General features: G+C 67.0%; 27 protein-coding genes and 1 tRNA gene. 12 read left to right on the top strand and 16 right to left on the bottom strand.

Features of this window, described 5'->3' with window-relative positions:
• Nucleotides 1-21: 21 nt before the first annotated feature.
• Genes AC1VNX_RS08655 through cyoA form a run of 7 tightly spaced genes read right to left on the bottom strand, consistent with a single transcriptional unit; the run spans nucleotide 22 to nucleotide 6,845 of the window.
• Complete coding sequence (locus tag AC1VNX_RS08655; RefSeq protein WP_184640987.1) at nucleotides 22-573, bottom strand: response regulator transcription factor; 552 nt, start codon at nucleotides 571-573, stop codon at nucleotides 22-24.
• Nucleotides 554-2,008, bottom strand: a complete 1,455-nt coding sequence (locus AC1VNX_RS08660; RefSeq protein ID WP_483156326.1) for an ATP-binding protein — start codon at nucleotides 2,006-2,008, stop codon at nucleotides 554-556. The genes AC1VNX_RS08655 and AC1VNX_RS08660 overlap by 20 nt, the downstream gene beginning before the upstream one ends.
• Nucleotides 1,962-2,768, bottom strand: a complete 807-nt coding sequence (locus tag AC1VNX_RS08665; RefSeq protein ID WP_483156327.1) for an SURF1 family protein — start codon at nucleotides 2,766-2,768, stop codon at nucleotides 1,962-1,964. Before AC1VNX_RS08665 ends, AC1VNX_RS08660 begins: the two co-directional genes overlap by 47 nt.
• Nucleotides 2,768-3,178, bottom strand: a complete 411-nt coding sequence (gene cyoD, locus AC1VNX_RS08670; RefSeq protein ID WP_483156328.1) for a cytochrome o ubiquinol oxidase subunit IV — start codon at nucleotides 3,176-3,178, stop codon at nucleotides 2,768-2,770. Before cyoD ends, AC1VNX_RS08665 begins: the two co-directional genes overlap by 1 nt.
• The gene (gene cyoC, locus AC1VNX_RS08675; protein WP_301504309.1) at nucleotides 3,175-3,822 is read right to left on the bottom strand and encodes a cytochrome o ubiquinol oxidase subunit III; all 648 of its coding nucleotides are present in this window, start codon (nucleotides 3,820-3,822) and stop codon (nucleotides 3,175-3,177) included. The genes cyoD and cyoC overlap by 4 nt, the downstream gene beginning before the upstream one ends.
• Nucleotides 3,815-5,818, bottom strand: a complete 2,004-nt coding sequence (gene cyoB / locus AC1VNX_RS08680) for a cytochrome o ubiquinol oxidase subunit I (protein WP_483156329.1) — start codon at nucleotides 5,816-5,818, stop codon at nucleotides 3,815-3,817. Before cyoB ends, cyoC begins: the two co-directional genes overlap by 8 nt.
• 1 nt (nucleotide 5,819) lies before the next feature.
• Nucleotides 5,820-6,845: a ubiquinol oxidase subunit II gene (gene cyoA / locus AC1VNX_RS08685; protein ID WP_483156330.1), complete on the bottom strand. Its 1,026-nt coding sequence runs from the start codon at nucleotides 6,843-6,845 to the stop codon at nucleotides 5,820-5,822.
• 180 nt (nucleotides 6,846-7,025) lie between these two features.
• Here cyoA and AC1VNX_RS08690 point away from each other — a divergent pair, with 180 nt between their 5' ends.
• The 3 genes from AC1VNX_RS08690 to AC1VNX_RS08700 all read left to right on the top strand — a co-directional run bounded on the left by AC1VNX_RS08690 (nucleotide 7,026) and on the right by AC1VNX_RS08700 (nucleotide 9,459).
• Nucleotides 7,026-8,366: an MFS transporter gene (locus AC1VNX_RS08690; protein ID WP_483156331.1), complete on the top strand. Its 1,341-nt coding sequence runs from the start codon at nucleotides 7,026-7,028 to the stop codon at nucleotides 8,364-8,366.
• Between the two features lie 68 nt (nucleotides 8,367-8,434).
• Entirely contained in the window at nucleotides 8,435-9,127 is a 693-nt protein-coding gene (locus AC1VNX_RS08695; RefSeq protein WP_483156332.1) for an HAD family hydrolase, read from the top strand.
• Entirely contained in the window at nucleotides 9,124-9,459 is a 336-nt protein-coding gene (locus AC1VNX_RS08700; protein ID WP_483156333.1) for a hypothetical protein, read from the top strand. Before AC1VNX_RS08695 ends, AC1VNX_RS08700 begins: the two co-directional genes overlap by 4 nt.
• Here the strand turns inward: AC1VNX_RS08700 and AC1VNX_RS08705 are convergent.
• From AC1VNX_RS08705 to AC1VNX_RS08725, 5 genes are all read right to left on the bottom strand, one after another.
• The gene (locus tag AC1VNX_RS08705) at nucleotides 9,402-10,412 is read right to left on the bottom strand and encodes an isopenicillin N synthase family dioxygenase (RefSeq protein ID WP_483156334.1); all 1,011 of its coding nucleotides are present in this window, start codon (nucleotides 10,410-10,412) and stop codon (nucleotides 9,402-9,404) included. The genes AC1VNX_RS08700 and AC1VNX_RS08705 overlap by 58 nt on opposite strands.
• A complete protein-coding gene (locus tag AC1VNX_RS08710) occupies nucleotides 10,409-11,152 on the bottom strand; it encodes an amino acid ABC transporter ATP-binding protein (protein WP_483156335.1) in 744 nt (247 codons plus the stop codon). Before AC1VNX_RS08710 ends, AC1VNX_RS08705 begins: the two co-directional genes overlap by 4 nt.
• The gene (locus tag AC1VNX_RS08715) at nucleotides 11,149-11,859 is read right to left on the bottom strand and encodes an amino acid ABC transporter permease (RefSeq protein WP_395317043.1); all 711 of its coding nucleotides are present in this window, start codon (nucleotides 11,857-11,859) and stop codon (nucleotides 11,149-11,151) included. The genes AC1VNX_RS08710 and AC1VNX_RS08715 overlap by 4 nt, the downstream gene beginning before the upstream one ends.
• A gap of 16 nt (nucleotides 11,860-11,875) precedes the next feature.
• Nucleotides 11,876-12,571: an amino acid ABC transporter permease gene (locus tag AC1VNX_RS08720; protein ID WP_483156336.1), complete on the bottom strand. Its 696-nt coding sequence runs from the start codon at nucleotides 12,569-12,571 to the stop codon at nucleotides 11,876-11,878.
• A 163-nt stretch (nucleotides 12,572-12,734) separates the two neighbouring features.
• A complete protein-coding gene (locus AC1VNX_RS08725) occupies nucleotides 12,735-13,565 on the bottom strand; it encodes an ABC transporter substrate-binding protein (RefSeq protein WP_483156337.1) in 831 nt (276 codons plus the stop codon).
• A 183-nt stretch (nucleotides 13,566-13,748) separates the two neighbouring features.
• On the opposite strand from AC1VNX_RS08725, the gene fabV reads away from it, so the two are divergent.
• Genes fabV through AC1VNX_RS08740 form a run of 3 tightly spaced genes read left to right on the top strand, consistent with a single transcriptional unit; the run spans nucleotide 13,749 to nucleotide 16,665 of the window.
• Nucleotides 13,749-14,945 (top strand): enoyl-ACP reductase FabV, encoded by a 1,197-nt coding sequence (fabV, locus tag AC1VNX_RS08730; RefSeq protein WP_483156338.1) that lies wholly within the window; start codon nucleotides 13,749-13,751, stop codon nucleotides 14,943-14,945.
• 27 nt (nucleotides 14,946-14,972) lie between these two features.
• Nucleotides 14,973-15,392, top strand: a complete 420-nt coding sequence (locus AC1VNX_RS08735; RefSeq protein ID WP_301504331.1) for a group II truncated hemoglobin — start codon at nucleotides 14,973-14,975, stop codon at nucleotides 15,390-15,392.
• A 49-nt stretch (nucleotides 15,393-15,441) separates the two neighbouring features.
• Nucleotides 15,442-16,665, top strand: coding sequence for an NAD(P)/FAD-dependent oxidoreductase (locus AC1VNX_RS08740; RefSeq protein ID WP_483156339.1), 1,224 nt, complete (start codon nucleotides 15,442-15,444; stop codon nucleotides 16,663-16,665).
• 14 nt (nucleotides 16,666-16,679) lie between these two features.
• On the opposite strand, the gene AC1VNX_RS08745 is transcribed toward AC1VNX_RS08740, so the two are convergent.
• Nucleotides 16,680-17,336: a Smr/MutS family protein gene (locus AC1VNX_RS08745; RefSeq protein ID WP_483156340.1), complete on the bottom strand. Its 657-nt coding sequence runs from the start codon at nucleotides 17,334-17,336 to the stop codon at nucleotides 16,680-16,682.
• Nucleotides 17,336-18,013, bottom strand: a complete 678-nt coding sequence (gene radC, locus AC1VNX_RS08750) for a RadC family protein (protein ID WP_483156341.1) — start codon at nucleotides 18,011-18,013, stop codon at nucleotides 17,336-17,338. The genes AC1VNX_RS08745 and radC overlap by 1 nt, the downstream gene beginning before the upstream one ends.
• Nucleotides 18,014-18,119: 106 nt before the next feature.
• Here radC and AC1VNX_RS08755 point away from each other — a divergent pair, with 106 nt between their 5' ends.
• From AC1VNX_RS08755 to AC1VNX_RS08765, 3 genes are read left to right on the top strand one after another with little or no spacing between them, the layout of a single operon-like run.
• Nucleotides 18,120-18,563: an FKBP-type peptidyl-prolyl cis-trans isomerase gene (locus AC1VNX_RS08755; protein ID WP_295986347.1), complete on the top strand. Its 444-nt coding sequence runs from the start codon at nucleotides 18,120-18,122 to the stop codon at nucleotides 18,561-18,563.
• Nucleotides 18,560-19,528 (top strand): 4-hydroxy-3-methylbut-2-enyl diphosphate reductase, encoded by a 969-nt coding sequence (ispH, locus tag AC1VNX_RS08760; protein ID WP_483156342.1) that lies wholly within the window; start codon nucleotides 18,560-18,562, stop codon nucleotides 19,526-19,528. The genes AC1VNX_RS08755 and ispH overlap by 4 nt, the downstream gene beginning before the upstream one ends.
• The gene (locus tag AC1VNX_RS08765) at nucleotides 19,525-20,490 is read left to right on the top strand and encodes a threonine/serine dehydratase (RefSeq protein WP_483156343.1); all 966 of its coding nucleotides are present in this window, start codon (nucleotides 19,525-19,527) and stop codon (nucleotides 20,488-20,490) included. Before ispH ends, AC1VNX_RS08765 begins: the two co-directional genes overlap by 4 nt.
• Nucleotides 20,491-20,576: 86 nt before the next feature.
• On the opposite strand, the gene AC1VNX_RS08770 is transcribed toward AC1VNX_RS08765, so the two are convergent.
• Nucleotides 20,577-20,978, bottom strand: a complete 402-nt coding sequence (locus tag AC1VNX_RS08770; protein ID WP_483156344.1) for a VOC family protein — start codon at nucleotides 20,976-20,978, stop codon at nucleotides 20,577-20,579.
• 62 nt (nucleotides 20,979-21,040) lie between these two features.
• Here AC1VNX_RS08770 and serS point away from each other — a divergent pair, with 62 nt between their 5' ends.
• The 3 genes from serS to AC1VNX_RS08785 all read left to right on the top strand — a co-directional run bounded on the left by serS (nucleotide 21,041) and on the right by AC1VNX_RS08785 (nucleotide 22,923).
• Complete coding sequence (gene serS, locus AC1VNX_RS08775) at nucleotides 21,041-22,372, top strand: serine--tRNA ligase (protein ID WP_483156345.1); 1,332 nt, start codon at nucleotides 21,041-21,043, stop codon at nucleotides 22,370-22,372.
• A 59-nt stretch (nucleotides 22,373-22,431) separates the two neighbouring features.
• Nucleotides 22,432-22,521 (top strand) — tRNA-Ser (locus AC1VNX_RS08780).
• A gap of 99 nt (nucleotides 22,522-22,620) precedes the next feature.
• Entirely contained in the window at nucleotides 22,621-22,923 is a 303-nt protein-coding gene (locus AC1VNX_RS08785) for an I78 family peptidase inhibitor (RefSeq protein ID WP_483156346.1), read from the top strand.
• A 13-nt stretch (nucleotides 22,924-22,936) separates the two neighbouring features.
• Here the strand turns inward: AC1VNX_RS08785 and AC1VNX_RS08790 are convergent, their stop codons facing one another.
• Nucleotides 22,937-23,863, bottom strand: a complete 927-nt coding sequence (locus AC1VNX_RS08790) for a glycine-rich domain-containing protein (RefSeq protein WP_483156347.1) — start codon at nucleotides 23,861-23,863, stop codon at nucleotides 22,937-22,939.
• Nucleotides 23,864-23,896: the final 33 nt, after the last annotated feature.

Raw genomic sequence — 23,896 nt, forward strand, 5'->3', positions numbered from 1 at the left:
TTCGAAACCGGATGGGCCTGCCTACTTGACCTGCTGCTTGCCCAGCTTGCGTGCCAGCGTGCGCCGGTGCATGCCGAGCCTGCGCGCGGTCTCCGAGATGTTGAAGCCGGTTTCGGCCAGCGTTTCGTGGATGCGCTCCCATTCGAGCGTCTTGATGGATGTGGAGCGGTTGGTCAGCTCCACCTCGGTGGTGCCGGTGGCGCGGCCGAAGGCGGCCTCGATGTCGTCGGTGTTCGACGGCTTGGCCAGGTAGTGGCAGGCGCCGAGCTTGATGGCTTCCACCGCGGTGGCGATGCTGGCGAAGCCCGTGAGCACCACGATCAGCATCTTGGGGTTGTGCCGGTGCAGCATCTGCACGCAGGCCAGGCCCGAGGCCTCGCCGTTGAGCTTGAGGTCGACCACCGCGTAGCCGGGCGAGGAGCCGGCCAGCAGGGACTCGACCTCGGCAAGGTTGCTCGCGTGCGTCACGGCATAGCCGCGGCGCTCGAAGGAGCGACCGAGCGCGCGCGCGAAGGCGCCGTCGTCCTCGACGATCAGCAGCTGGCGCTGCGCTTCAGCTCCGGTTTCGCTCATTGCCTTCCATTCCGATGGTCCTGCTGGCGGCGAGGGCTTCTTCGTCGTCCTCGTCGTCGTCCACTTCCGTCTCTTCTTCCTCGAGCACGATGGCCGCGAGCGGCAGCGTGATCTTCACGATGGCGCCGCCCTCCGGCCGGTTGGCCGCCGCCACGCGGCCGCCTACGGTGCGCGCCACGTTCACCACCAGGAACAGCCCCAGTCCGCCGCCAGCGCGGCCCTTGCTCGACTGGTAGGGTTTGCCGAACTCCTTGAGGATGGCCGGGAGGAAGCCGGGGCCTGCGTCGGTGACGGTGATTGTCAGCGCGTCGGCGTCGTGCGCCGCCTCGAGGCGCAGCCAGTGCGGCGACGCCTCCAGCGCATTGTCGAGCACGTTGCAGATCATCTGCTTGAGGGCCGAGTCGGAAACCATGGGCAGGTCGCGGCCGAAGTGGTTGTCGTACTCGAAGTCTTCCACCGGGCGGGTTGTGCGCCATTCCTCGACCAGGTCGTCGAGGAAGGTGCTGACGGTGGTTTCTTCCGACGACTCGCCGCGCGCCTCGCCGGCCGACAGCAGGATGCCGCTCACGATGCTCTTGCAGCGCTGGATCTGCAGCTCCATCTCGGCCACCTCGGTCAGCAGCTCGGGGTCGGAGCTGAAGTGCGGCAGCCGGCGCCAGTCTCCGAGGATGACGGCCAGCGTGGCCAGAGGCGTGCCCAGCTCGTGCGCCGCGCCCGAGGCCAGCAGGCCCATGCGCACGATGTGCTCCTCTTCGGACGCGCGCTGTCGCAGGTCGGCCAGCCGGGCATCGCGTGCGCGCAGGTTGCGGCTGATGCGGGTGATGAAGATGACGAGCAGCGCCGCGTTGAGCGCGAAGCACACCAGCATGCCCTGGATGTAGGGGCTCCACAGGCCCCTGTCGTGGTCCAGCGGCAGCGCGAGCGGGCGCGAGAACAGCGCCAGCCCGGCGAAGCAGATGCTGGTGATGACCACCATGGTCCAGGTCGACCAGGCCTTCAGCAGCACCGCGCCCAGCGTCACCTGCAGCAGGAAGAGAAAAACGAAGGGGTTGGTCGCGCCGCCGCTCAGGTAGAGCTGCGCGGTGAGGGTGGCCACGTCGACCAGCAGCGCGACGAACAGCTCGCCGTTGGTCACGCGCCGGTGGCTGCGCGAGCGCAGCAGGCTCACCATGTTGAAGAGCGCGAGGCAGGCCAGCACCTGCAGCATGTGGTCCAGCGGCAGCCGGATCTCGAAGCCGTAGTGCACCACCAGGATGGTGGCGACCTGCCCGACCACGGCGAACCAGCGCAGCTGTATCAGCTGCTGCATGTTCTGGTGGCCGATGGCGTTGTCGAGGCTCGCGACGCCGGCGCGGGGCGGGTGCAGCTCGCCCGCGACGGCGGCGGACTCAGCCGTCGCGGCGGGCATCTTGGTCGGCGGGGCGGGCGTCGGCATGGGCCGCATTTTCGCTGCGCCGCACGAACCAGGCCGCGATCAGCACCATGAGGGCCAGGCCATACCAGGTCAGGGCGTAGACGAGGTGGCTGTTGGGAAAGGAAATGACCGTCAGGCCGCCGGCGGGCCAGGCGGGGGTGTCGGTGGCCGGGGCGCCCGGCTTGGCGGGGGCGGCTTCGGCATCGACGAAGTAGGGCGCCACGTCGCTCAGGCCGCGCGCGGCGGCGATGGCCTGCACGTCGCGCGAGAACCAGCGCTCGCCGGCGGGATCGTTCTTGCGCAGGAAGCCGCCCTTGGGCTCGGTCAGGCGCAGCAGGCCGGCCACGGTGGTCTCGCCCTGGGGCTCGGTGGCGGCGCGCGCCTCCCGTTTCTGCGCTTCAGGGGGCACGAAGCCGCGGTTGACGAGCACCACGCTGCCGTCGGCGCTGTTGCGCAGCGGGGTCAGCACCCAGAAGCCGGCGCCGAGCTTCGTGCTGGCCTGCACCAGCGTCTCTTTGTCGTGGAGGAAAGTGCCGGCAAGGCGGACATGCCGGTATTCGTCGTTGGCCGCGTTGACCGTGGGCCATTCGGTTCGCCCGGGGGCCGTGGTGGCCGGGGCTTGCACGCGCTGGTCGACGCGTGCGATGAGATCCAGCTTCCAGGCCCTGCGCTCGACCTGCCATGTGCCGAGCGCGACGAAGCCGGCGAAGGCGAGGACTGCGCAGACCGCCAGCGCCACCCGCGCGGCGGCCGAACGCTGGCGGGCGGCCTGTTCCGCCATCAGGGCATGTTCTTCATGTCGTGCATCGAGTGCGGCATCATGTTGGTGTTCATGTGGTACATGACCCACAGCGAACCGGCCAGCGTGATGACCACGAGCACGAGCGTGAAGATCAGCGCCAGCATGTTCCAGCCGCCTTCGGACTTCGCGTCCATGTGCAGGAAGTACACCATGTGCACCACGATCTGCACCACGGCGAAGGCCAGGATGACGAGGGCGGTGGTGTTGGGCTTGTCGAAGACCTTGGCCATCACGAGCCAGAACGGGATGGCGGTGAGGATCACGGCCAGCACGAAGCCGGTCATGTAGCCCTTGAAGGTGCTGTGGCTCACCGGGCCGTCATCGTGCCCGTGGTCGTCGTGGCCATGGCCATGTGCGCCGTGGCCGGCGGTTTCGGTGTGCACGCTCATTGCAGCGATCCCATCAGATACACGAAGGTGAAGACGCCGATCCAGACCACGTCCAGGAAGTGCCAGAACATCGACAGGCACATCAGGCGTCGGCGGTTGGCGGCGGTGAAGCCGTGCTTGGGCAGCTGGATCATCAGCACGATGAGCCAGACGATGCCGAAGGTCACGTGCAGGCCGTGGGTGCCCACCAGCGCGAAGAACGACGACAGGAAGGCGCTGCGCTGCGGGCCCGCGCCTTCATGGATCAGGTGCGCGAACTCGTAGAGCTCCAGGCCGATGAAGCCCGCGCCCAGCAGGCCGGTGATGGCCAGCCAGACCAGCATGCCGCGCATGCGGCGCTTCTGCATCTCGAGCACGGCGAAGCCGTAGGTGATGGACGACAGCAGCAGCAGCGAGGTGTTGATCGCCACCAGCGGCAGGTCGAACAGGTCGGCGCCCGAGGGGCCGGCCGCGTAGCTGCGGCCCAGTACGCCGTACACCGCGAACAGGCAGGCGAAGATGAGGCAGTCGCTCATCAGGTAGAGCCAGAAGCCCAGCAGCGTGCCGTTCTCGGGGTGGTGGTCTTCGTTGCGGACGTTGAAGACCTCGAACGCGGGCGCGTTCACGGCATTGCCGTGGGAGGAAAGAGCGGTGGTATTAGACATTGGCGGCCAGCAGGCGCGTGCGCGCGTCTTCGGTGCTAACGACTTCTTCCGTGGGGATGTGGTAGTCGCGCTTGTAGTTGAAGGTGTGGATGATCACGGCGGCGAGCATGGCGACGAAGCCGATGCCGGCCAGCAGCCACATCTGCCAGATCAGCGCGAAGCCGCACACCGCGCTCAGCGCCGCGATGATGAAGCCGGCGGCCGTGTTCTTGGGCATGTGGATCGGGCTGAAGCCTTCCAGCGGACGCTGGTAGCCGCGGGCCTTCATGTCGGACCAGGCGTCGTTGTCGTGCACGCGCGGCGTGAACGCGAAGTTGTAGGCGGGCGGCGGCGAGGAGGTCGACCATTCCAGCGTGCGGCCGTTCCACGGGTCGCCCGTGGTGTCGCGCAGCGATTCGCGGCGGATGAAGCTCACCACCAGCTGGATGATGAACGAGGCGATGCCCAGCGCGATCAGCACGGCGCCGAAGGCGGCGACCTGGAACCAGATCTGCAGCGACATGTCCTGGAAGTGGCTCATGCGGCGGGTGACGCCCATCAGGCCCAGGATGTACAGCGGCATGAAGGCGAACCAGAAGCCGACGATCCAGAACCAGAACGAGCACTTGCCCCAGAACGGGTCGAGCTTGTAGCCGAAGGCCTTCGGGAACCAGTAGGTGATGCCCGCCAGCATGCCGAACAGCACGCCGCCGATGATCACGTTGTGGAAGTGGGCGATCAGGAAGAGGCTGTTGTGCAGCACGAAGTCGGCCGGGGGAACGGCCAGCAGCACGCCGGTCATGCCGCCGATCACGAAGGTGATCATGAAGCCGATGGTCCACAGCATGGGCAGCTCGAAGCGGATGCGGCCGCGGTACATGGTGAAGAGCCAGTTGAAGATCTTCGCGCCCGTCGGGATCGAGATGATCATCGTCGTGATGCCGAAGAACGAATTCACGCTGGCGCCGGAGCCCATGGTGAAGAAGTGGTGCAGCCAGACGAGGTACGACAGGATGGTGATCACGACCGTGGCGTACACCATCGAGGCGTAGCCGAAGAGGCGCTTGCCGGAGAAGGTGGAGACCACTTCCGAGAAGATGCCGAAGGCCGGAAGGATCAGGATGTACACCTCGGGGTGGCCCCAGATCCAGATCAGGTTCACGTACATCATGGCGTTGCCGCCGAGGTCGTTCGTGAAGAAGTTGGTGCCTGCGTAGCGGTCGAGCGACAGCAGGGCCAGCACGGCGGTCAGCACCGGGAAGGCGGCGACGATCAGCACGTTGGTGCACAGAGCGGTCCAGGTGAAGACGGGCATCTTCATCATGGTCATGCCGGGCGCGCGCATCTTCACGATGGTGGCCAGCAGGTTCACGCCGGACAGCAATGTGCCCACCCCCGCTATCTGCAATGACCATATGTAGTAGTCCACCCCCACGTCGGGGCTGAACAGAATGCCCGACAGCGGGGGGTAGGCCAGCCAACCGGTCTTGGCGAACTCGCCGACGAACAGCGACGCCATCACGAGGCCGGCGCCGAAGGTGGTCATCCAGAAGCTGAAGTTGTTCAGGAACGGGAAGGCCACGTCGCGCGCGCCGATCTGCAGCGGCACCACGAAGTTCATGAGGCCGGTGACCAGCGGCATCGCCACGAAGAAGATCATGATCACGCCGTGGGCGGTGAAGACCTGGTCGTAGTGGTGCGGCGGCAGGAAGCCTGCGTTGTCGCCGAAGGCCATAGCCTGCTGGGCGCGCATCATGAGCGCGTCGGCGAAGCCGCGAAGCAGCATCACCAGGCCCAGGATGATGTACATGATGCCGATCTTCTTGTGGTCGATGCTGGTGATCCAGTCGCGCCACAGCATGCCCCACAGCTTGAAGTAGGTCAGTGCGCCCAGGACGGCCAGGCCGCCCAGCACCACGCCGGCAAAGGTCACGAGCAGGATCGGCTCGTGGAAGGGAATCGCCTCCCAGGAGAGGCGGCCGAAGACGAGCTTCGTCAGGTCTAGGTTCTGCAACATCTTATTCTTCGGTGGTGCACATCGCGGTGACGTACTTGCGCTTGGGCGAATCGAGGGATTCGATGTCCCAGGCCTGCTTGGTGGCAACGTTGAAGGCGCCGGGCTTGCCCATGCCGCCGCTGGCGTCGATGGCCATCATTTCCTTCATGCACATCTTGTTGCGGTCCACGCACTGGTTGAGGATCGCGTCGTACAGGTCGGATGCAACGGTGGGGTAGTGGCGCACGGGCTCGCGCTCGCTGGGCACTTCGAGCTTCTTGTAGAGCGCGCGGGAGAGTTCGCCGTCCTTGCCGGACTTGACCTTCTGGACCCACTGGTCGAAGCCTTCGTTGCTCAGGCCGTGGAACTTGAAGCGCATGCCCGAGAAGCCGGCGCCGCTGTAGTTGGCGGAGAAGCCTTCGAACTCGCCCGGCTTGTTGATGACCGCGTGCAGCTTGGTCTCCATGCCCGGCATGGCATAGATCTGGCCGGCCAGCGCGGGGATGAAGAAGGAGTTCATGACCGAGGAGGCCGTGATCTTGAAGCTGATCGGGCGGTCCACCGGGGCGGCCAGCTCGTTCACCGTGGCGATGCCCTGTTCGGGGTAGATGAAGAGCCATTTCCAGTCGAGAGCGACCACTTCCACCGTCAGCGGCTTGGTTTCGGCCGGAATCGCGCGCTGGGCGTCGAGGCGGCGCAGCGGCTGGTAGGGGTCGAGCGTGTGGGTGCTGATCCAGGTGATGGCGCCCAGCGCGATGATGATGAGCAGCGGCGCTGCCCAGATCGCCAGCTCGAGCTGGGTGGAATGGTCCCAGTCGGGGCTGTAGGTGGCCTCCTTGTTCGACTGGCGATAGCGCCAGGCAAAGAAGATGGTCAGGGCGATCACCGGAATGATGATGATCAGCATCAGCACGGTGGAGACGACGATCAGTCGTCCCTGCTGGTGGGCGATGTCGCCGGATGGGTTCATCAGCACCGTGTTGCAGCCCGCCAGGAGCATGGCGGAGAGCAGCAGGAGTGCTCGGCGAAGGTTCTTGAGGATGTGCATGCCGGGGGAAAAGAGGTGCAGGGGCGACGCAAAAAGACCCCACAATCTACGCTCGAAGACGGGTTTCGCCTATTGGACGTTTTGTCCTATGGCGGTAAATGTGATTCGGTGCGACGCTCTGGGATCTCCCATGGTCTTATGGTGTCGCGCCGCGGCGTTACACCTGAATTACAGCAAGCAATGACGACGTCCAGCATCATTTCGCAAGGCGCACAGCCGCTGCCGAACCCGGCCGATCACGGCGGCGCCCGGCAGGGCGACGACCACTCGCACATCGCCCCCGGCGAGATCGCGGTCGGTGTGGTCATCGGCCGCGCCTCCGAATACTTCGACTTCTTCGTCTACGGCATCGCCTCGGTGCTGGTGTTCCCGGCGGTCTTCTTCCCGTTCGAGCAGCACCTCGAGGGCGTTCTCTATTCGTTCCTGATCTTCTCCTTCGCGTTCATCGCGCGTCCGTTCGGAACTGTCATCTCGATGATGATCCAGCGACGTTTCGGTCGGGAAGCCAAGCTCACGCTGGCGCTCTTCGTGCTCGGCACCTCCACCGCCGGCATTGCCTTCCTGCCGGGCTATGCCAGCCTGGGCTTCACGGCCATCGTGCTGCTGTCGGTGTTCCGCTTCGGCCAGGGCCTGGCGCTGGGCGGTTCGTGGGACGGCCTGCCGTCGCTGCTGGCGCTGAACGCGCCGGCCAACCGCCGCGGCTGGTACGCCATGCTGGGCCAGCTGGGCGCGCCCATCGGCTTTTTCATCGCCAGCGCGCTGTTCGCCTACCTGTATTCCAGCCTGCCGTCCGAAGACTTCCTCGACTGGGGCTGGCGCTACAGCTTCTACGTGGCCTTCGCGATCAACGTGGTGGCGCTGTTCGCCCGCCTGCGCCTCGTGGCCACCGACGAATACTCGCGCCTGCTCGAAGAGCGCGAACTGGAGCCCACCAGCATCACCGAGCTGGTCAGCTCCCAGGGCAGCAACATCCTGATCGGCGCCTTCGCCGCGCTGGCCAGCTACGCGCTGTTCCACCTGATCACGGTGTTCCCGCTGTCGTGGATCACGCTGTACTCCGACCAGTCGGTCACCGAATTCCTGGTGATCCAGATGATCGGCGCGGCCTTCGGCGCCGCCGGCATCGTGGCCTCGGGCCTGCTGGCCGACCGCATCGGCCGCCGCTTCACGCTGGGCGGCCTGGCCGCGGTGATCGCCGCCTTCAGCGGCTTCGCCCCCACGCTGCTCGACGGCGGCCGTGTCGGCCAGGACATCTTCATCCTGCTGGGCTTCGTGATCCTGGGCCTGTCGTACGGCCAGGCGGCCGGCGCGGTGACTTCCAACTTCGCGCCCAAGTACCGCTACGTCGGCGCGGCGCTCACGGCCGACGTGGCCTGGCTGATCGGCGCGGCCTTCGCCCCGCTGGTGGCCCTGGGCCTTTCGGCCCACTTCGGCCTGGCCTATGTCAGCGTCTACCTGCTGTCGGGCGCCATCGCCACGCTGGCGGCGCTGGGCCTGAACCGGGCGCTGGCGCGGGACTGAGATCTTTCCGCGCAGCAATGAAAAAGGGGCCTTCCGGGCCCCTTTTTCATTTTCATTACGATGCCCCGATGTTCGCCGCTGCAATCTTCGACATGGACGGGCTGCTGATCGACTCGGAGCGCCCCATCATGGCCGCCTGGATCGATGTCGCCCGAACGCTCGGCATCGAGCTTTCGCACAGCCAGTACCTGCAAGTGGTGGGGCTGTCCACGGTGGAGTCTGAAGTGGTCCTCGCTTCGCTGCTGGGCGGACCTGCCGCCTACACCCACGCGGTGGGCCTCGTGCGCCAGCGGCTGCAGCTGGAGCGCTCCGACGGCACGCCGCTGTTCCCGATCAAGCCCGGCGCGGCTGAATTCCTGGCGGCGCTGCGCGAACGCGGCACGCGCTGCGCCGTGGCCTCTTCCTCGACCAGCGGGCAGATCCAGGCCTGCCTCGGCAGTCTCGACGTGCTGCACCACTTCTCGGCGTTCGCGGGCGGCGACGAAGTGGCGCGTGCCAAGCCCGATCCGGCGCTCTACCTGCTCGCGGCCGAGCGCCTGGGCGTGGACCCGGCCGAATGCATCGCCTTCGAGGACAGCGAGAACGGCGCCAAGGCGGCGCTGGCGGCCGGCCTGCGGGTGGTGGTCGTGCCCGACCTGAAGCATCCGCCCGCGTCCATCGTCGAACGGGCCTTCCACGTGCTCGATTCGCTGCACGACGCGCTGGGGCACCTGCCGCGCTGGTTTCCGCAGCAGGCGGCGCAGAAGCCCCAACCCGCATGATCAAGATCGGCACGCTCTGCCACGTGGTCGACAGCTGCCTGGCGTCGCCCTTCACCGAGCGTGCCGTGGGCCGGATCGTGGAGGTGGTCTCCGCGCCCTATGAAGCGCCGAGCGAGCGCTACCTGCCTGGCACCTACTACGACGTGCTGTTCGAGGGCTGGACCTTCTACTGCCGCAGCGACAAGCTCGTGCCCATCTCCGACCCTGATGCCGAGATCGAGCGATGGGAGGACGTCTTCCTCGAAGAGCCCGGCCTCTTGCCCGCGCCCGCTCCTCAGAGCACTTCGTCGCGCAGCTGCGGAAATACCTTCGAGACCTTCGCCAGCAGGTAGTCGCCGTAGCGCCCGCTGAAGGCGTGCACGTTGGCGCGGTCCCAGCGCTCGGCGCTGTCGTCGCGCGCTTCCGCTCCCGCGAGGCCCTCGATGCGCTGCACCCGCGCCTCGAAGTTCGGATCGAAGAACAGCGGAAACGACAGCCGGTCGTGCCCCGAGGTGTTGCGCTTCACGCGGTGCGGCGTCGACTTGTAGAGCCCGCCGGTCATGCGGTCGAGCATGTCGCCGATGTTGCAGACGAAGGAGCCCGCCATCGGCGGCGCGTCGATCCAGCCGCCCGGCGTGTGCACGGCGAGGCCGCCGATGTGGTCCTGGTGCAGGATCGTCAGCAGCCCGTAGTCGGTGTGCTCGCCCACGCCCCATTGCACGTCGAGGCCCTCGGGCACCGGCTGCGACGGGTAGTTGAAGAGACGGAACAGGATCAGCGGGTCGGCCGTGTAGCGCTTCGCGAAATAGCCGGCGTCGAGGCCCAGGCTCAGCGCGATGCCTTCCATCAGCCGGTGGCCCAGCTGCGTGACGGCCTGCATGTAGTCGAGGATGGTCTCGCGAAAGCCCGGCACCTCGGGAAACAGGTTGGGCCCATGCACCGGCGTCTTCGCCTGCACCAGCGGATGTGTGGCGGGCAACTCGGTGCCGAGGTAGAGGCCTTCCTTCCAGTCGGGCCGGCCCGAGGTCAGCTCGCCGCCCAACGGAAAGTAGCCGCGCCAGGCGCGCCCGCCCAGGGCCATGCGCCAGCGCATCTTGGTTTCCTCGGGCAGCTCGAAGAAGCGGTGGCTCAGTTCTTCGAGCCGCTTCACCAGCGCCGGGTCGACGCCGTGGCCGGTCACGTAGAAGAAGCCGTGTGCGCGGCAGGCGGCGCCGATCTGCGCGGCGACGGCGTCGCGTGCGGCGGTGCCCGCGACGAGCGCGGACACGTCGATGAGGGGGAGGGCGTTGTCTTCCATCTTGGTCATGCGTCTCTCGCGAAGGGGGAGCGGATGTCGGCCAGGAACTGCTGCGCGCGCGGATGCTGCGGCCGGTTGAAGAAGTCGTCGGGCGTGGCGCGCTCCAGCACCTTGCCCTCGTCCATGAAGAGCACCCGGTCGGCCACCTCGCGCGCGAAACCCATCTCGTGCGTCACGCAGACCATGGTCATGCCATCGCGCGTGAGGTCGCGCATCACCAGAAGCACCTCGCCGACCATCTCGGGGTCGAGCGCGCTGGTGGGTTCGTCGAACAGCATCAGCGGCGGCTGCATCGCGAGCGCGCGGGCGATCGCCACGCGCTGCTGCTGGCCGCCCGAGAGCTCGCCGGGCCAGGCGTTGGCCTTGTTCGACAGACCGACGCGGTGCAGCAGCGCCATCGCGCGTTCGTCGGCCTGCTTGCGCGTGAGGCCGCGCAGCTGCATCGGCGCCATCGTGCAGTTCTGCAGCACCGTGAGATGCGGAAACAGGTTGAACTGCTGGAACACGAAGCCGATGCGCGAGCGGAATTCGTTCACGTCCAGGCCCGGCGCGTGGATGTCCTGGCCGTCCACCACGATGCGGCCCGACTGGATCGGCTCCAGCCGGTTGAAGGTGCGGATCAGCGTCGACTTGCCCGAGCCCGAGGGCCCGCACACCACGACGACCTCGCCCTTGTGGATGGTTTCGGTCACGTCGACCAGCGCGTGGTAGCTGCCGTACCACTTGTTGACTTTTTCGAGTTCGATCATGCGGACACCTTGGTGGCGGCGGTGGAGATGCCGCGGCGCGCGAGCCGGCGCTCCAGCCAATAGGCGAAGCGCGAGAGGCCGAAGCACAGGATGAAATACGTCCCGCCCAATATGAGGTAGATCTGCGCCGGCTTGGTGAACACCTGCGTGTTGATCTGCGTCGCGATGAACGACACCTCGGCCAGCCCGATGATGTAGCCCAGCGAGGTTTCCTTGATGGTCGAGACGAACTGGTTCACCAGCGAGGGCAGCATGCTGCGCAGCGCCTGTGGCAGCACCACGAGGCGCATCGCGGCGCCGTAGCCCAGGCCCAGCGCACGGGCGGTTTCCATCTGCCCGCGCGGCAGGCCCTGGATGCCGGCGCGCACGATCTCGGCGAGGTAGGCGGCGTCGAACACCACCAGCGCGATCAGCATGGTGGTGAACTGGTCGGTCTTCACGCCGGTGACGCTGGGCAGGAAGAAGTAGGCCCAGAAGATCACCATCAGCAGCGGCAGCCCGCGCACCACGAACACGAAGCCCGTGACCGGCCAGCGCAGCCAGCGCCACGGGCTCACCCGCGCCAGCCCGAGCACGATGCCCAGCGGCAGCGCCAGCACCAGGCCGCAGGAGGCGAGGATCAGCGTGAGCACCAGCCCGCCGAGCGGACCGTTCGGGTACTGGCCGATGAGGAAGTAGACCCAGTAGTCGTTGATGATCTGAAGCATCGCGCCGTCGCCTTCCTCAGATCGTCCGCACCGGGTAACGGTGGTGATACCAGGTGGCAAGTCCGGTGATGGCCAGCGACACCGTCAGGTAGGCCGCGCTCGCGAACGCGAAGGACTCGAAGCTGCGGAAGGTCGCGCTCTCGACCTGGCCGGCCTGGTACATCAGCTCGGCCACGCCGATCACGGTGGCGATGGAAGTGTTCTTCCAAAGGCTCAGCGTCTGCGAGATGAGCGGCGGAATGGTCACGCGCAGCGCCTGCGGAAGCACCACGCGGCGCATGGTGGCCAGGTAGCTGAAACCCATCGCGCGGCCGGCCTCGAACTGCACCGTCGGAATCGCGCGGATGCCGCTTCGGATGTCCTCCGCCATGAAGGCCGCCGTGTAGAGCGCCAGCGCGATGACGGCGCTGTAGGCCTCGATGTGCCCCGCGTAGAGCCATTGCTTGATGTCCTCCGGCAGCAGCTCGGGTGCGCCGAAGTACCAGAAGAGCATGTGCGCCAGCAGCGGAATGTTGCGGATCGACTCGACATACGCGAAGCCCACCCAGCGCAGCGGCGCGAAGGGCGACAGCCGAAGCAGCGCCACCACCAGCGCGATGGGCAGCGCCAGCACCAGCGAGGCCGCGAGCAGTTGCAGCGACAGCAGCAGGCCGGCGACAAGCATGTCGTGGTACTTGCCGGTCAGCAGCAAGGAATAGTCGAACAGGGGCATGGGGGGCGACAGTATCACTGCCGCAGGGGGTCTTGGCTCTCTCCCCGCTGGGGGGAGGGTTGGGGTGGGGGGCACGGCGGCGCCTGGAAAGACGCGGCACTCATGCGGAGGCCGCATGCCCCCATCCCTACCTTCCCCCAGTGGGGGAAGGAGAAACGCGGGCTCAGTCGATCTTGTCGGAGTCGAGCTTGAAGTCGCGCGACTGGAAGCCCGAGGCCGTGTCCGGGCCGTACCACTTGACGAAGATCTTCTGCGCCTCGCCCGACTTCTCGAGCTCGCGCAGCGTGTCGTCCACCACTGCCTTCAGGCCGCTCTCACCCTTCTTGATGCCGATGGCCAGCGCCTCGGTGCTCAGATTCTGCTTGAGCACCACGTACTGCGCCTTCTGCGGGCCCAGCTTGGCGTAGCTGCGCAGCAGCGCGGCCTCGTCGTCCACGTAGCCCACGCCCTTGCCCTGCTGCAGGGCCTGGAAGGCCTGCTGGCTCGTGTCGAAGGTCACGACCTCCACGTTGGGCACGGCCTTGCGGATGTTCGGCTCCTGCGTGCCGCCGCGGATGGTCAGCACCTTCTTGCCGGAGAGCTGCGGCACCTCGGTGATGCCGCTGTCCTTCTTCACGAGGGCCTTCTGGCCGGTGACGAAGGTGGTGAGCGAGAAGTCGATCTGCGCCTCGCGCTCCTTGTTGTGCGTGAGGCCGGCGGCCACCAGGTCGACGTGGCCCTGCTGGAGCTCGGGAATGCGCGCGGCCACCGCGATCTGCTTGAGCACCGGCTTCACGCCGATCTTCTTCGCGATGGCGTTCACCAGGTCCACCTCGTAGCCGACGATCTGGCGGGTCTTGGGGTCGACGAAGGTCGCGGGCTCGTCCGTGCCGAGCACGCCGACGACCAGTTCGCCCTTCTTCTTGATGTCGGCCAATTGGTCGGCATGGGCGGCGGTGCCGATCAGGAAAGTGGAAGCCGCGAGGGCCGCGGCGGCAATCAGGTTCAGGCGCATGTTCTTCTCCTTGGTGGAAAGCAGAGGGGCGAGACCATATCAATAAAACCCCTGATTATTAAATCGTCAATCGACATATGCATATGGTCGAGCTGAAGAGGGCTTTGGCGGGCTGGGTTAAATTCGCGGCGCAAAAACGCGCTTCCGGCGCCTTCTTTCCGCATCTCTTCGAGCGAGATCCTCATGATCATCAAACCCCGCGTGCGCGGCTTCATCTGCGTCACCTCCCATCCCGCCGGCTGCGAAGCCAACGTCCGCCAGCAGATCGAATACGTCAAGGCGAAGCCCGCCATCGAGGGCGGCCCGAAGAAGGTGCTGGTGATCGGCGCATCGACCGGCTACGGCCTCGCCGCGCGCATCACCGCCGCCTTCGGCTGCGGCGCCGACACGCTGGGCGTCTTCTTGGAACGCCCCGGCAGCGAGACCAAGCCCGGCTCGCCCGGCTGGTACAACACCGCCGCCTTCGAGCGCGCCGCGCACGCCGAGGGCCGCTATGCGAAGAGCATCAACGGCGACGGCTTTTCCGATGCGGTGAAGCAGCAGGTCATCGACACCATCCGCGCCGACCTGGGGCAGGTCGACCTCGTCGTCTACAGCCTGGCCGCGCCACGTCGCACGCATCCGAAGACCGGGCAGGTCTTCAACTCGGTGCTCAAGCCCGTGGGCAAGGCGGTGAATCTGCGCGGCCTCGACACCGACAACGAGACAGTGAAGGAATCGGTGCTCGAGCCCGCCACGCAGGAGGAGATCGACAACACCGTGGCCGTGATGGGCGGCGAGGACTGGCAGATGTGGATCGACGTGCTGCAGCAGGCCGGCGTGCTCGCCGACGGCGCGAAGACGACGGCCTTCACCTACCTGGGCGAGCAGATCACGCACGACATCTACTGGAACGGCTCCATCGGCGCGGCCAAGAAGGACCTCGACCAGAAGGTGCTGGGCATCCGCGCGCAACTGGCGGCCAAGGGCGGCGACGCGCGCGTGTCGGTGCTCAAGGCGGTGGTTACGCAGGCCAGCTCGGCCATTCCGATGATGCCGCTGTACCTGTCGCTGCTCTTCAAGGTGATGAAGGAGCAGAGCGTGCACGAGGGCTGCATCGAGCAGGTGCACGGCCTCTACGCCGAGAGCCTCTACGGCGGCGCACCGCACATCGACGCCGAAGGCCGCCTGCGCGCCGACTACAAGGAACTGGCGCCGCAGGTGCAGTCCCGCGTGCTCGAGCTGTGGCCGCAGGTGACCAAGGAAAATCTGTACGAGCTCACTGACTTCGCGGGTTACAAGACCGAGTTCCTGCGGCTCTTCGGCTTCGCCGTGGAGGGCGTGGACTACGAGGCCGACGTGAACCCCGACGTGGGCATTCCGGGCATCGTGCAGCTCTAGCAGGCCCCTCAAGGGATACTCCCGCCCATGCAGATACAAGAAAAGCCGCCCGCCGGCACGCCCTTCGACTGGATCGGCGGCGAAGCAAAAGTGGAGGCGCTGGTCGAGCGCTTCTACGACCTGATGGACCTCGAACCCGCCTACGCCCAGCTGCGCGCGGTGCACGGCACCAGCCTCGACAACGCACGCCAGCGCCTGTTCTGGTTCCTGTGCGGATGGCTCGGCGGCCCGCAGCACTACACCGACCGCTTCGGCCACCCGATGCTGCGCGCGCGTCATCTGCCGCAGAGCATCGGCGGCCACACCATCGGCATCAAGGAACGCGACCAGTGGCTGGCCTGCATGGACCAGGCGATGGGCGAGACGGGCGTGCCCGAAGACCTGCGCGCGCGCCTTCGCGACTCCTTCTTCAAGACCGCTGACTGGATGCGCAACAGAGGCGAGTGACCGCACGGCCGAACATACAAGCAACGATTTCGAAAGACGCTCTCCCATCATGAATTCCATCGTCATCATCGGCGGCGGCCACGCCGCGGCCCAGCTCTGCGCCGGCCTTGCTGAAGCCGGGCAGGGCGCGCGCGTGCACCTGGTCTGCGAGGAGGCTTGCGAGCCCTATCACCGCCCGCCGCTGTCCAAGGCTTTCCTGAAGAGCGCGGAGGAAACCACGCAGCCCCACAAGGCCGCCGACTGGTATCGCGAGGCAGGTATCACGCTGCACCTGGGCGATGCGGCCGTGGCCATCGACCGCGAGGCGCACACCGTGACGCTGCGCTCGGGCGCGGTGCTTCCCTGGGAGCAACTGGTGCTGGCCACCGGCACGCGAGCGCGCCAGATGCCCGACCTGAAGCCGGGCCTGGAGAACGTCGCCAGCCTGCGTGCGGCCGACGAGGCGCATCGCCTGCGCACGCGGCTCGCGGCGGCGGAGAGGGTGACTGTGCTCGGCGGCGGCTTCATCGGCCTCGAAGTGGCGGCCACCGCCAAGGCGCTGGGCAAGACGGTGCAGGTCATCGAGAGCGCACCGCGCCTGCTGGGCCGCGCCGTGTCGCCCGAACTTTCGGCGCACGTGCTGGCCACGCACCGCGCGGCGGGCATCGACATCGTGCTCGGCGCGCAGACCGGCGCCTTCGAGGTCGAGGGCGATCGGCTGGTGTCGCTGCAGGTCAACGGCGTGAAGCAGCCGGTCGACCTGCTGCTGCTGGGCATCGGCGCCGTGCCCGAGACCGCGCTTGCGCAGGCGGCGGGCATCGAATGCGCGGACGGCATCGTGGTCAACGGCCACATGCAGACCAGCGCGGCCGGCGTGCTCGCGGTGGGCGACTGCACGCGCTTCCCTGATCGCCGCGCGGGCCGCGCGCTGCGGCTCGAATCGGTGCAGAACGCCAACGACCAGGCGCGCACCGCGGTTGCCACGCTGACCGGCGAGGCGCGCGCGCACGACGCGGTCGCGTGGTTCTGGTCCGACCAGGGCGGCATGCGCCTGCAGATGGTGGGCCTGATGCCTGCGGAAGGAACGCCCGGCCTGAGCAGCGTGCGCCGCGCGGGTCCGAAGGCCGATGCGTTCTCGCTGTTCCACTACGTCGACGGCCAGCTCGTGTGCGTGGAATCGGTGAACGCGCCGGTCGACCACATGATGAGCCGCAAGCTGCTCGAAGCGGGTCGCAGCCCCGATGCGGCTGCGGTGGCCGATGCCTCGGTTCCGCTGAAGAACCTGCTGGCTTGAGCCGAAGAAGCTGCCTAGCGCCGCGCGGGCGCGAGCAGCACGACCAGCGCCCCGGCCCCGCCTTCGGCCGGTTTGGCCTGCACGAAGGCGATCACTTCGTTCTTCTGGATCAGCCAGCGCTGCGTCTTGGTCTTGAGCACCGGCTGCTTGCCCGGCGAGCCCAGGCCCTTGCCGTGCACCACGCGCACGCAGCGCAGTCCCTGTTTGTAGGCGTTGCGGATGAAGCCGCCCAAGGTTTCGCGTGCTTCGTCGCTGCGCAGCCCGTGCAGGTCGACCTGCGCCTGGATGGCCCAGTCGCCCTTGCGCAGCCGCGCGGTGACGTCGGTGCCGATGCCGGGGCGGCGGAAGCTCATGGCATCGTCCACGTCGAGCAGCGTGGTCACGTCGAATTCGTCTGAGAGCGATTCGCGCAGCACGCGCTGCTCGTCGAGCTGGTGCTGCACCGGGATGGGCGCGGGCGGCTCCGGCGCGAGCGGCACCACGGCCTTGCGGCGCAGCGGCTCGGTGGCGCCGATGGCGCGGGTGAACAGGTCTTTCTCGGCCGCGCGCTTGCGCTCGGCCAGCGCCTTGGCCGCTGCCTCGGCGGCTTCGCGCTCGCGGGTTTCGGCGAGCGCGCGCTGCACCTGCTTGAGATCGGCGAGGTTCTTGATCGAGGACGGGCGCGCGGGCATCAGAGCAGTCCTTTCTCGGCCATCGAGAAACTCTGGCCGGGGCTCACGATGATGTGGTCGAGTACCCGCACGTCCACCAGCGCCAGCGCGGCGCGCAGCGTCTGCGTGAGCGATTCGTCGGCGCGCGAGGGCTCGATGTTGCCGCTGGGGTGGTTGTGCGCCAGCACCACCGCCGCGGCGTGGTGGTGGATGGCGCGCGTGACCACCTCGCGCGGATAGACGCTGGTCTGCGTGAGCGTGCCGCGGAACATTTCCTCCAGCGCGAGCATGCGGTGCTGCACGTCGAGGAACACCACCGCGAACACTTCGTAGGGACGTGGGCCGATATGCAGCTGCAGGTACTGCTTGACCGCGTCGGGCGAGTCGAACACCGCGCCCTCGCGCAGCTTCTCGCCCATGGCGCGGCGCGCCAGCTCGAGCACTGCGATCAGCTCGGAGCGCTTGGCGCTGCCGCCCAGGCCCTTGACCGACTTGAGGTCTTCGGCGCCGGTGTGCAGCAGTCCCGAGAGCCCGCCGAAGCGTTCGAGCAGCTGCTGCGCCAGCTGCAGCACGTTCTTGCCCGCCACGCCGGTGCGCAGCAGCAGGGCCAGCAGCTCGGCGTCGGCCAGCGCGGACGCGCCGCGCGCGATGAGTTTTTCGCGCGGGCGGGCGTCGAGAGGGAGATCCTTGAAAGACATGAAACCCCGGGGTGAAACCTTGGCGGAGCCGGGTCGAAGCCCCGGTCCTTAAAATGAGGCCAGTTTATCGGGACACCTCCCCGTCTCCGCACACCTCAGCTGCTCCATGTCCCAAGTCGTGAATTCCGGCTCTTTTCTCACCCTGCACTACCGGCTGGCCGGTCCTGCGGGCGACATCATCAACACCTTCGCCGACAAGCCCGCGACCCTGTCGCTGGGCACCGGCGAGCTTTCTCCCGCCATGGAGCAGCGCCTCATGGGCCTGGAAGAGGGCACGCACGCCACCTTCGATCTGCCCGCGGGCGAGGCCTTCGGCGAGCGCAATCCCGACATGCAGCAGTGGGTGGCCAGGAAGCTGCTCGCGCAGATGGGCGACCCCGACGAGCAGTACGCCGTCGGTGACGTGGTGCAGTTCCCCACGCCCGACGGCACGGGCAGCTACGCGGGCGCGGTCATCGAGTCGAACGACACCGCGGTGCGCTTCGATTTCAACCACCCGCTCGCGGGCCAGCCCGTGACCTTCGAAGTGAAGCTCATCGGCGTGCTATGAACCCGGGCATTTCCGACGTCATCCTTGCCGAGCCGCGCGGCTTCTGCGCGGGCGTGGACCGCGCCATCGAGATCGTCGAGCGCGCCATCGCGAAGTTCGGCGCGCCGATCTACGTGCGCCACGAGATCGTGCACAACACCTACGTGGTGAACGAGCTCAAGGCCAAGGGCGCGATCTTCATCGAGGAGCTCTCCGACGTGCCGCCCGGCGCCACGCTGGTGTTCAGCGCGCACGGCGTGAGCAAGGCCGTCGAGCAGGAGGCGCGCGACCGCGGCTTCTCGATCTTCGACGCGACCTGCCCGCTGGTGACCAAGGTGCACGTCGAGGTCGCCAAGCTCGCGAAGGAAGGCTACGAGTTCATCATGATCGGCCACAAGGGGCACCCCGAGGTCGAGGGCACGATGGGCCAGCTCTCCAGCGGCATCCACCTGGTGGAAGACGTTGAAGACGTGGCCAGGGTCGCCCCGGCGCAGACCGACAAGCTCGCCGTGGTCACGCAGACCACGCTCAGCGTGGACGACGCCGCCGACATCGCCGCTGCCGTGCGCGCGCGCTTCCCCAAGGTGCGCGAGCCCAAGCAGCAGGACATCTGCTACGCCACCCAGAACCGCCAGGACGCGGTGAAGATCATGAGCCCGCAGGTCGACCTCGTGATCGTGGTCGGCAGCCCCACCAGCTCCAACAGCAACCGCCTGCGCGAACTGGCGCAGCGCCTGGGCACCGAGAGCTACATGGTCGATTCGGCCGCCGAGCTCAGGCCCGAGTGGTTCGAGGGCAAGGCGCGCGTCGGCATCACCGCCGGCGCCTCTGCGCCCGAGGTGTTGGTGCGCGAGGTGATCGACCGCGTGCGCGCGTTCGGCGCGGTCTCGGTGCGCAAGATGGACGGCATCGAGGAAACCATCAAGTTCCCGCTGCCCAAGGGCCTCAAGCTCGACGACATTCCGCCTCCTGGACACATTTCTTGAACAACACAAAAACCACCGACTGGCGCTCCGAAATAGATAGCGCAACGCAACGGCTGGGCGAGCGCGCCGGCCACTTCCTGCGCGAAACCCCGCTGTGGAAGCTGCCGGCAGCCGCTCTCGGCATCGATGCGCCGGGCGCGGAGATCTGGCTCAAGCTCGAGCACATGCAGGTCAGCGGCAGCTTCAAGGCGCGTGGCATGATGAACCGGCTGCTGGCCAACGACATCCCGCAAAGCGGTGTGATCGTGGCCTCGGGCGGCAACGCGGGCATCGCCACCGCTGCCGCGGCGCGTGCGCTGGGCGTGCCCTGCCAGGTGTTCCTGCCGGGCGTGTCGCCCGAAGCCAAGCGCGCGCGGCTGCGTGCCCTGGGCGCCGAGGTGGTCGTCGTCGGCGAGCTGTACCCCGATGCGCTGGCCGCCTGCCTGACGCGCCAGAAGGAATCGGGCGCCTTGCTCACCCACGCCTATGACCAGCCCGAAGTGGTGGCCGGCGCCGGCACGCTGGGCCGCGAGATCGAGCAGCAGGGCGGCTTGCCCGACTCCGTGCTGGTGAGCGTGGGCGGCGGTGGCCTGATCGGCGGTCTCGCCGGCTGGTTCGAGAAGCGTGCCCGCGTGGTCGCACTTGAGCCCGAGAAGGCGCCTACGCTGTTCCGCGCCCGCGAGGCCGGCGAGCCGGTCGACGTGGAGGTGGGCGGCATCGCCGCCGATTCGCTGGGCGCGCGCCGCATCGGCGCCATCGCCTGGGAAATCACGCAGCAGCAGGTGCAGGACGCGCTGCTGTTGTCCGACGAATCCATCCGCGCGGCGCAGCAGTGGCTCTGGAAGGAGCTGAAGCTGGCCGTGGAACCGGCGGCCGCGCTGCCGCTGGCGGCTCTGCAGACCGGCGCCTATGTGCCGCGTGCGGGCGAGAAGGTCTGTCTGATCGTCTGCGGGGCGAACGTCGATCCCGCGACGGTCGCCTGAACGGCTTAGGCGGCCGCCGCCGGGCCGCGCCTCCCTCTCGGGGGCGAATTACACGGAGCGAAGCTCAGTGAAAAGCCGGGGAGCCTTCATTTCTCGCAGTTCACCATCCACGCGACACCGAATTTGTCGGTGAGCATGCCGAAGCCCGTGGCCCAGAACTGGGGACCATAGGGCATCGTGACCTTGCCGCCTTCGGCCAACGCGTCGAACAGCTTCTTGCCCTCGTCCACGTTGTTGGCCTGTACCGACAGCGAGAAGCCCTTGTAGCCCTCGAAGGGCCACTCGGGCGGGGCGTCGGAGGCCATCAGCTTGTGGCCGCGGGCCTCGAGCGTGGCGTGCATGATCTTGTCCTTGTAGGCGGCGGGCGTCTCGTTGCCCGCGGGGCTCTCGCCGAAGGTCATGCTGAAGGCGATTTTGCCGTCCAGTGCCTTGGCGTAGAAGGCGAGCGCCTCGGCGGCGTTGCCGTTGAATGTCAGATAGGCTTCCATCGCTGAATCCCTTTGAGGTGGGTTGGTGGGGCGCCGATGCTACGCCCACCTAAAATCCCCCCATGCTTGACATCACCCTGCTCCGCAAAGACCTGGCCTCCGCAGTGGCCGGCCTCGAAAAACGCAAGAAGAACCAGCCGTATCTCGACGTGTCGGCGTTCACCTCGCTCGAGGCCGAGCGCAAGACGCTGCAGACCCGCACCGAAGAAATCCAGGCTCGCCGCAACACGCTGAACAAGCAGATCGGCCCGCTCAAGGCCAAGGGCGAGTCGACCGATGCGCTGATGGCCGAAGTCAACGCGCTGAAGGCCGAGCAGGAATCGCAATCGAAGCGTCTGGACGAGATCCAGCCCGAGCTGCACGCGCTGCTGCTGGCCGTGCCCAATTTGCCGCACGCCAGCGTGCCGGTCGGCGAGGACGAGACCGGCAATGTCGAAATACGCCGCTGGGCACCGAAGGGCGGTGCCGGCGCCAGCGCAACGCCGCTGGCCTTCACGCCCAAGGACCACGTCGACCTCGGCGCACCGCTGGGCCTTGATTTCGAAATGGGCGCCAAGCTCTCGGGCTCGCGCTTCACTGTCATGAAGGGTCCGATCGCCCGCCTGCACCGCGCGCTCGCGCAGTTCATGCTCGACATCCAGACCGAGAAGCACGGCTACAGCGAGTGCTACGTGCCGTACATCGTCAACGCCGCCACGCTGAGCGGCACCGGCCAGTTGCCCAAGTTCGAGGGCGACCTGTTCGCCGCGAAGAAGGGCGGCCAGGACGGCGAGCCCGCGCCGGACCACTCGGCGCTGTACCTCATTCCGACCAGCGAAGTGCCGCTCACGAACTTCGTGCGCGACGAGGTGGTGGCCGAGTCGCAGCTGCCCATCAAGCTCACGGCGCACACGCCGTGCTTTCGCTCCGAAGCCGGCAGCGCGGGCCGCGACACGCGCGGCATGATCCGCCAGCACCAGTTCGACAAGGTCGAGATGGTGCAGATCGTGCACCCCGAGAAGAGCTACGACGCGCTCGAGCAGATGACCGGCCACGCAGAGGCCGTGCTGCAGGCGCTGGAACTGCCGTACCGCGTCGTGCTGCTGTGCACCGGCGACATGGGCTTCGGCTCGACCAAGACCTACGACCTCGAAGTCTGGCTGCCCGCGCAGGACACCTACCGCGAGATCAGCTCGGTCTCGAACTGCGAAGCCTTCCAGGCGCGCCGCCTGCAGGCCCGTTTCAAGAACGCGCAAGGCAAGAACGAACTCGTGCACACGCTCAACGGCTCGGGCCTGGCAGTGGGCCGCACGCTCGTGGCCGTGCTCGAAAACCACCAGAACGAAGACGGCTCGATCAACGTGCCGGCGGCACTGCGGCCATACCTCGGCGGACTCGAAGTTTTGAAGGCCTGACCACGGGGGGCTTCAAAAGCCCCGTTTTTGTCTGCTAGAATCGCAGGCTCGACAGCACCGGAGAGGTGGCAGAGTGGTCGAATGTACCTGACTCGAAATCAGGCGTACTAGCGATAGTACCGAGGGTTCGAATCCCTCCCTCTCCTCCAAAAAATGACGGCCTGATCCATGTAAAACGTGGATCAGGCCGTTTTCTTTTGGGCCGACGAGCTGACAAGACTCCTCGTATTTCCAGGAAAGGATTTGCCATGAAGCTCCATCCCAGGCTGATTCCGGGCGCAGCCCTGACGCTGGCGATTCTGTCGATCACCGCCTGCTCGGCACCGCAGGCAAAGGACAGCGGCGCGCCAGCCGCGTGCCGTCAGGACGCCGCAGCTGCCCTCACAGGAAAGAACCGCATCAGCGACACCGATGCCCGGCAGGCGACCGGCGCATCCATCGTCCGCCAGATCCAGCCGGGCCAGCCCGTGACGATGGACTACCGCCGCGAGCGCGTGACCATCGAGACGGACCCGGCCAGCGGCAAGATCGTCCGCGCCTACTGCGGATAAGCCGGCCGTTCTCTCAGCTGTTCGCCGTGGCCGCCGCGCCAGCCTGGGCCGAGGGCCGTGGCGCAAGGGCAGGAGCGACTGCGCCTTCCTTGTCGAGCGAACACCACGCCGCTTGAGGCTTGCCGGCTTCCAGCGAACACCAGGCAGCCGAAGCCTTGCCCGTCTCCAGCGAGCACCACGCGGCCTGAGGCTTGCCGGCTTCGAGCGAGCACCACGCTGCCTGAGGTTTGCCGGCTTCGAGCGAACACCACGCTGCCTGAGGTTTGCCGGCTTCGAGCGAACACCACGCTGCCTGAGGTTTGCCAGCTTCGAGCGAACACCACGCTGCCTGAGGTTTGCCAGCTTCGAGCGAACACCACGCTGCTTGAGGTTTGCCAGCTTCGAGCGAACACCACGCTGCTTGAGGCTTGCCAGCTTCGAGCGAACACCACGCTGCTTGAGGCTTGCCCGCCTCCAGCGAACACCAGGCAGCCGAGGCCTTGCCTGCTTCCAGCGAGCACCAGGCAGCCGAATCCTTCACCGCCGCGTGCTGGAGCGCGGGCATGGGCTCGCCGAACTCCTCGGCAAGCAGTTGCTGCATCTGCTGGAAGGCTGCCTCCAGCGCCTTCGCGTCGTCCTCGCCGCGCAGGCCGAGGTACGGAAAGTGATGCAGGAAATATCCGAAGGTGGCCTCGCAATCGGCCGCGTATTTCCTCGTGTCGAGGATGTGCATGTGCCAGAAGCGGTCGACGTCCTGCTCGGGTGCGAGCGTCAGCTCGGGGTGCTTTGCGTGCAGGATCAGATAGCGCTTGTAGGCCACTTCCATCTGGTCGGCGTAGCTTGTCGACCAGCCGTAGCCGTCCTCCTTGCGGCTGGCCTTGAACTTGATCGGGGTCAGGTCGAGCGCGTGGATCGCGGCGATCGTCTGCTCCAATGTCTTGCTCTGGGTTGAATCGGTCATGAATGCTCCTGTGAAGTTGCGGGGAAGCCCGAG

Source organism: Variovorax sp. TLI9-5A (assembly GCF_056867935.1).

Bases quoted from the DNA above. Each gene is read 5' to 3' on its own strand.
- AC1VNX_RS08790 (WP_483156347.1), bottom strand. From the start codon at position 23,863: ATGACCGATTCAACCCAGAGCAAGACATTGGAGCAGACGATCGCCGCG.
- AC1VNX_RS08785 (WP_483156346.1), top strand. From the start codon at position 22,621: ATGAAGCTCCATCCCAGGCTGATTCCGGGCGCAGCCCTGACGCTGGCG.
- radC (WP_483156341.1), bottom strand. From the start codon at position 18,013: ATGTCTTTCAAGGATCTCCCTCTCGACGCCCGCCCGCGCGAAAAACTC.
- cyoD (WP_483156328.1), bottom strand. From the start codon at position 3,178: ATGAGCGTGCACACCGAAACCGCCGGCCACGGCGCACATGGCCATGGC.
- AC1VNX_RS08715 (WP_395317043.1), bottom strand. From the start codon at position 11,859: ATGCTTCAGATCATCAACGACTACTGGGTCTACTTCCTCATCGGCCAG.
- ispH (WP_483156342.1), top strand. From the start codon at position 18,560: ATGAACCCGGGCATTTCCGACGTCATCCTTGCCGAGCCGCGCGGCTTC.
- AC1VNX_RS08725 (WP_483156337.1), bottom strand. From the start codon at position 13,565: ATGCGCCTGAACCTGATTGCCGCCGCGGCCCTCGCGGCTTCCACTTTC.
- fabV (WP_483156338.1), top strand. From the start codon at position 13,749: ATGATCATCAAACCCCGCGTGCGCGGCTTCATCTGCGTCACCTCCCAT.
- AC1VNX_RS08700 (WP_483156333.1), top strand. From the start codon at position 9,124: ATGATCAAGATCGGCACGCTCTGCCACGTGGTCGACAGCTGCCTGGCG.
- AC1VNX_RS08690 (WP_483156331.1), top strand. From the start codon at position 7,026: ATGACGACGTCCAGCATCATTTCGCAAGGCGCACAGCCGCTGCCGAAC.
- AC1VNX_RS08710 (WP_483156335.1), bottom strand. From the start codon at position 11,152: ATGATCGAACTCGAAAAAGTCAACAAGTGGTACGGCAGCTACCACGCG.
- AC1VNX_RS08655 (WP_184640987.1), bottom strand. From the start codon at position 573: ATGAGCGAAACCGGAGCTGAAGCGCAGCGCCAGCTGCTGATCGTCGAG.
- AC1VNX_RS08660 (WP_483156326.1), bottom strand. From the start codon at position 2,008: ATGCCGACGCCCGCCCCGCCGACCAAGATGCCCGCCGCGACGGCTGAG.
- AC1VNX_RS08745 (WP_483156340.1), bottom strand. From the start codon at position 17,336: ATGCCCGCGCGCCCGTCCTCGATCAAGAACCTCGCCGATCTCAAGCAG.
- AC1VNX_RS08705 (WP_483156334.1), bottom strand. From the start codon at position 10,412: ATGACCAAGATGGAAGACAACGCCCTCCCCCTCATCGACGTGTCCGCG.
- AC1VNX_RS08770 (WP_483156344.1), bottom strand. From the start codon at position 20,978: ATGGAAGCCTATCTGACATTCAACGGCAACGCCGCCGAGGCGCTCGCC.
- AC1VNX_RS08740 (WP_483156339.1), top strand. From the start codon at position 15,442: ATGAATTCCATCGTCATCATCGGCGGCGGCCACGCCGCGGCCCAGCTC.
- AC1VNX_RS08755 (WP_295986347.1), top strand. From the start codon at position 18,120: ATGTCCCAAGTCGTGAATTCCGGCTCTTTTCTCACCCTGCACTACCGG.
- cyoA (WP_483156330.1), bottom strand. From the start codon at position 6,845: ATGCACATCCTCAAGAACCTTCGCCGAGCACTCCTGCTGCTCTCCGCC.
- AC1VNX_RS08695 (WP_483156332.1), top strand. From the start codon at position 8,435: ATGTTCGCCGCTGCAATCTTCGACATGGACGGGCTGCTGATCGACTCG.
- cyoC (WP_301504309.1), bottom strand. From the start codon at position 3,822: ATGTCTAATACCACCGCTCTTTCCTCCCACGGCAATGCCGTGAACGCG.
- AC1VNX_RS08735 (WP_301504331.1), top strand. From the start codon at position 14,973: ATGCAGATACAAGAAAAGCCGCCCGCCGGCACGCCCTTCGACTGGATC.
- AC1VNX_RS08665 (WP_483156327.1), bottom strand. From the start codon at position 2,768: ATGGCGGAACAGGCCGCCCGCCAGCGTTCGGCCGCCGCGCGGGTGGCG.
- cyoB (WP_483156329.1), bottom strand. From the start codon at position 5,818: ATGTTGCAGAACCTAGACCTGACGAAGCTCGTCTTCGGCCGCCTCTCC.
- AC1VNX_RS08720 (WP_483156336.1), bottom strand. From the start codon at position 12,571: ATGCCCCTGTTCGACTATTCCTTGCTGCTGACCGGCAAGTACCACGAC.
- serS (WP_483156345.1), top strand. From the start codon at position 21,041: ATGCTTGACATCACCCTGCTCCGCAAAGACCTGGCCTCCGCAGTGGCC.